Here is a 3,491-nt window from a genome sequence, read left to right as displayed (position 1 = left end):
GGGCTGGTCGACCGGGCCCGCGACCTGCTCTCCGGCCGCGGCCGCTCCTAACCCAGCCCCGGCCCGCGCCCGACTGGTCCCCCGGCGCCCGGGCGCCGCCAGGGGATCCGCCGGGTTTCGCTGCTGGGCTGCCCACGTGTCTGCCCACGATTCGGCCGCCCCGGGGCCAGGATGGGGTCATGAGCATCCCCGACGAGCGTGACAACGACCAGGTCGACGACGAGACACGTCAGCGGTCCGCAGAGCAGCGGAACATCACAGCACCCACCCCGAAGGACGTCCGCGCCAAAGGCGATGACGAGGACGATGACGCGAATGAGCCTCCCTCAACCGACGGCTAGTCGCCGGGGCGTTTCCGGGCGACGCCGAACAGGACCACGTCCACCACCTCGGCGGCGATCTCATCCGGCTTCCCGAGGAGGCGGGCGCCCTCCACGGAGCGCAGGATCAGCGGCGCGGTGAGCAGTTCCGCAACGGCGATCGGATCGAGGTCGGAGCGCAGCTCGCCGGAGGCGATGCCGGCTCGGATGACCTCCCGGGTGACCTCGCGCCGGGGTTCCACCACGTCCGCGTAGTAGCGCTCGCGAAGCTGCGGGTACTGGCGCCCCGCGGCGATCATCCCATTGAGGATGCTGGTGGCCCTGGTGTTCTGCAGCCGGGTGACCAGCACACTGAGCAGCAGGATCAGGTTCTCCCTGACGCTTTCGCGGTCCGGTCGGGGCAGCGGCGGGTTGAGCGAGGCGACCGCGTCCACCAGGAGCGCGTCCTTGTTGGACCACCGTCGATAGACGGTGTTCTTGCCGACGCCGGCGCGTGCGGCGATGGCGTTAATGCTGATCGCGCCGAGGTCGGTCCCCTCGTCCAACAGATCCAGGGCGGCTTGCAGGATGGCCTGCTCGGAGTCGGCGCTGCGGGGTCGTCCTCGGGCGGGACGGCCGCCAGGCAGGGTCGGGTCCGTCGAGGGGGCCGGGGCTGCTCGGGAGGTCGGTTCATTCGGCAACGGGCACCTCCTCGTCGTCGCGCCCTGCGCTGGCGGGTACCACTGCCATGGTGCGGTCGGCGGGCGCGGCGGGTCCACCCTGGGCTGCGGCGGTGCGGCCGGGCAGCCAGAGCAGGGCGGTCACCACACCAACGGCGCCGAAGGCGACGGAACCGAGCACGGCCAGGTGCATGGCGTGGACGAAGGCGTCCTTGGCCGGTTCGAGCAGCGCGTCGGCGCGGGGGGCGAGCTTCTGCACGAACGCCTCGGTCGCGGTGATCGAGCCGGACAGCTCCTTGACCACGCCGGGCTGCGCGTGCAACTGCGGGACGGAGTCCAGCACCGGGGTGATCCTGCCGCGGTAGGCGGAGGTGAGGACGGAACCGAGGACCGCGACCCCGAGCGCACCGCCGACCTGGCGGACGGTGTTACTGATCGCCGATCCCTCGCCTGCCTTCTCCCGTGGCACCGTGGCCATCACCGCGGCGGTGGCCGGCGGCATCACGTTGGCCATCCCCATGCCCATGAAGAACAGCGCGATCTCCAGGTGCCAGATCGGGGTGTCGGTTCCGGCAAAGAGGTAGGAGCCGAGGGAGAGGGTCACCAGGGCCATGCCGCTGGCGATGACGGCGCGGGAGCCGAAGCGGCGGACCAGGCCTGCACTTCGGGAGGAGAAAATGAGCTGGGCGGCGGCCAGCGGGATCAGCAGCACGCCGCACTTGAGCGGCGAGAAGCCGCGCACCGCCTGCATGTAGAAGGAGAGGAAGAACGTCATGCCCATCAGGGCGAGGAACACCAAGCCCACCACGGAGATGGCGGCGGAGAAACCCTTGTGGCGGAAGAGGCGGACGTTGAGGGCGGGGTGGTCGGTCCTGCGCTCCCACAGCACGAACACCACGAGCAACAGGATGCCGAGGGCAATGATGCCGATCGCTTCGGGCTTGAACCAGCCGATGTCGCCGCCGCGGATGATGCCGTAGACGAAGGCGGTGATGCCGGCGATCGACAGCGGCACGCCGACCGGGTCGAACCGGCCCGGTGCGGGATTACGGGAGTCCGGCACCAGCAGCAGGATCAGCAGCAGTCCGGCGGCCACGATGGGGATGTTGACCAGGAAGACCGAGCCCCACCAGAAGTGCTCCAGCAGCACGCCGCCGGTGATCGGGCCGATGGCGATGGCGATGCCCACCGCGCCGGACCAGATCCCGATGGCCTTGGGCCGCTCCTTCGGCTCGAACACGTTGGAGATGATCGCCAGCGTGGTGGGCATCACGGCCGCGCCGCCGATGCCCATCAGGATCCGGGCGCCGATCAGCTCGCCGGGCGACTGGGAGTAGGCGGAGGCCAACGAGGCGACGCCGAACACGGCCATCCCGATCAGCAGCATCTTCTTGCGGCCGATCCGGTCACCGACAATGCCCCAGGTGAACAGGAGCCCGGCGAAGGCCAGGGTGTAGGCGTTGGTGGCCCACTCCAGGTCGGTCTGGGAGGCGCCGAGCCCCCTGGTCGGGTCGGCGATGGTCTTGAGCGCGACGTTGAGGATGCTGGAGTCGAGGACGACGGCCAGCAGGCTCAGCACCAGCACGCCGAGGATCAGCCAGCGGCGCCGGTGCACCGCGGGGGCGACTACGGGGGAGGTCACGGAAGGCATCCATTCACAGGCTTTACGAGACTTTGAGGTCTCGAAAACAGTAGCCAGCATTTACGAGACTAGCAAGTCCCGTAAATGTGGCCCGCCTGGAGCGAGGGCGAGACGGCCCGGCCACGCCCGGTCCCGCCTTCGGGCCGCACCACCTGATCACCCCGGCCCCGTACTGCCCTGACGCACTCCCCCTGGTCAAAGAAGCGCCTGACGCGGAGTCACTCGGCCCCTCCGGAAGGCGGGCGCTTCCTCCGGGGCGGACCGGCTACCCAGGCGCCCACCGCCGACGGGAGACCGGAGACCACCGAACGGCGACCACAGTTCGGAGCAGTCCTGCTTGTCACGGCCGGCCACCGGCGCGGCGCCCTCCCCGGTCCCCGCGGCGACCGCCTTCGCGGTCGACCGCGGTTGCGCGGGACGATAGGTGCCCGAGTGTCGGCTTACCAGGGCTTGGCGCCGGGCGGATCGGGTGTGCCACGGCCCAGGCAGTATCACCGCCTGAGCCGTGGCACACCCGTCATCCGACGAGGCCGCGGAGGATCGCCGCTTTCCGTTCTGTCCGCCACGCGCGTCCGCCCCTGCGGGTTACAGGCTGTTGATGGTCGCCAGGGCAAGGACGGCGGCGAGGTCTCGGGTGGGGCGGCGGGTGGCGATGTAGCCGTCGGGGCGGATGAGGACGAGTTCGTCGCCGGCGGTTTGGTAGGTGTGGTGGGCGAGGCCGTCGGTGTCGATGACGGTGTCGGCGCCGCCGGCGGTCGGGTCGGTGGTCACCCGGAAGGTGCGCGGGCCGTTCGGGACCTGCTGGACGGCGGTGCTCCCGAAGGAGAGCAGGGTCCAGTGGGGGCCGCGCAGTAGGTCGAACAGGCGGGT

At 70.5% G+C, this 3,491-nt stretch carries 4 protein-coding genes; 1 reads left to right on the top strand and 3 read right to left on the bottom strand.

Annotated features, from left to right (window positions below):
• Nucleotides 1-179 precede the first annotated feature (179 nt).
• Entirely contained in the window at nucleotides 180-341 is a 162-nt protein-coding gene (locus TR48_RS43820) for a hypothetical protein (protein WP_161789951.1), read from the top strand.
• Here TR48_RS43820 and TR48_RS32645 read toward each other — a convergent pair.
• From TR48_RS32645 to TR48_RS43815, 3 genes are all read right to left on the bottom strand, one after another.
• On the bottom strand, nucleotides 338-1,000 hold the full coding sequence (locus TR48_RS32645; RefSeq protein WP_161789950.1) for a TetR/AcrR family transcriptional regulator: 663 nt from the start codon (nucleotides 998-1,000) through the stop codon (nucleotides 338-340). The two genes, TR48_RS43820 and TR48_RS32645, sit on opposite strands and share 4 nt — an antisense overlap.
• Nucleotides 990-2,630, bottom strand: coding sequence for an MFS transporter (locus TR48_RS32640; protein ID WP_042374018.1), 1,641 nt, complete (start codon nucleotides 2,628-2,630; stop codon nucleotides 990-992). Before TR48_RS32640 ends, TR48_RS32645 begins: the two co-directional genes overlap by 11 nt.
• A 576-nt stretch (nucleotides 2,631-3,206) precedes the next feature.
• Nucleotides 3,207-3,491: aromatic-ring hydroxylase C-terminal domain-containing protein (locus TR48_RS43815; RefSeq protein WP_042374016.1), on the bottom strand; the 285-nt coding region annotated here is incomplete at its 5' end.

The organism is Streptacidiphilus neutrinimicus, assembly GCF_000787815.1.
Taxonomy (GTDB): Bacteria; Actinomycetota; Actinomycetes; order Streptomycetales; family Streptomycetaceae; genus Streptacidiphilus; species Streptacidiphilus neutrinimicus.
Note: the sequence above shows the minus strand (reverse complement) of the source record. Positions and strands in the feature narration are given on the sequence as shown.

Excerpts from the sequence above, each read along its gene's own strand:
- TR48_RS43820 (WP_161789951.1), top strand. The coding sequence starts at position 180 with ATGAGCATCCCCGACGAGCGTGACAACGACCAGGTCGACGACGAGACA.
- TR48_RS32640 (WP_042374018.1), bottom strand. The coding sequence starts at position 2,630 with ATGCCTTCCGTGACCTCCCCCGTAGTCGCCCCCGCGGTGCACCGGCGC.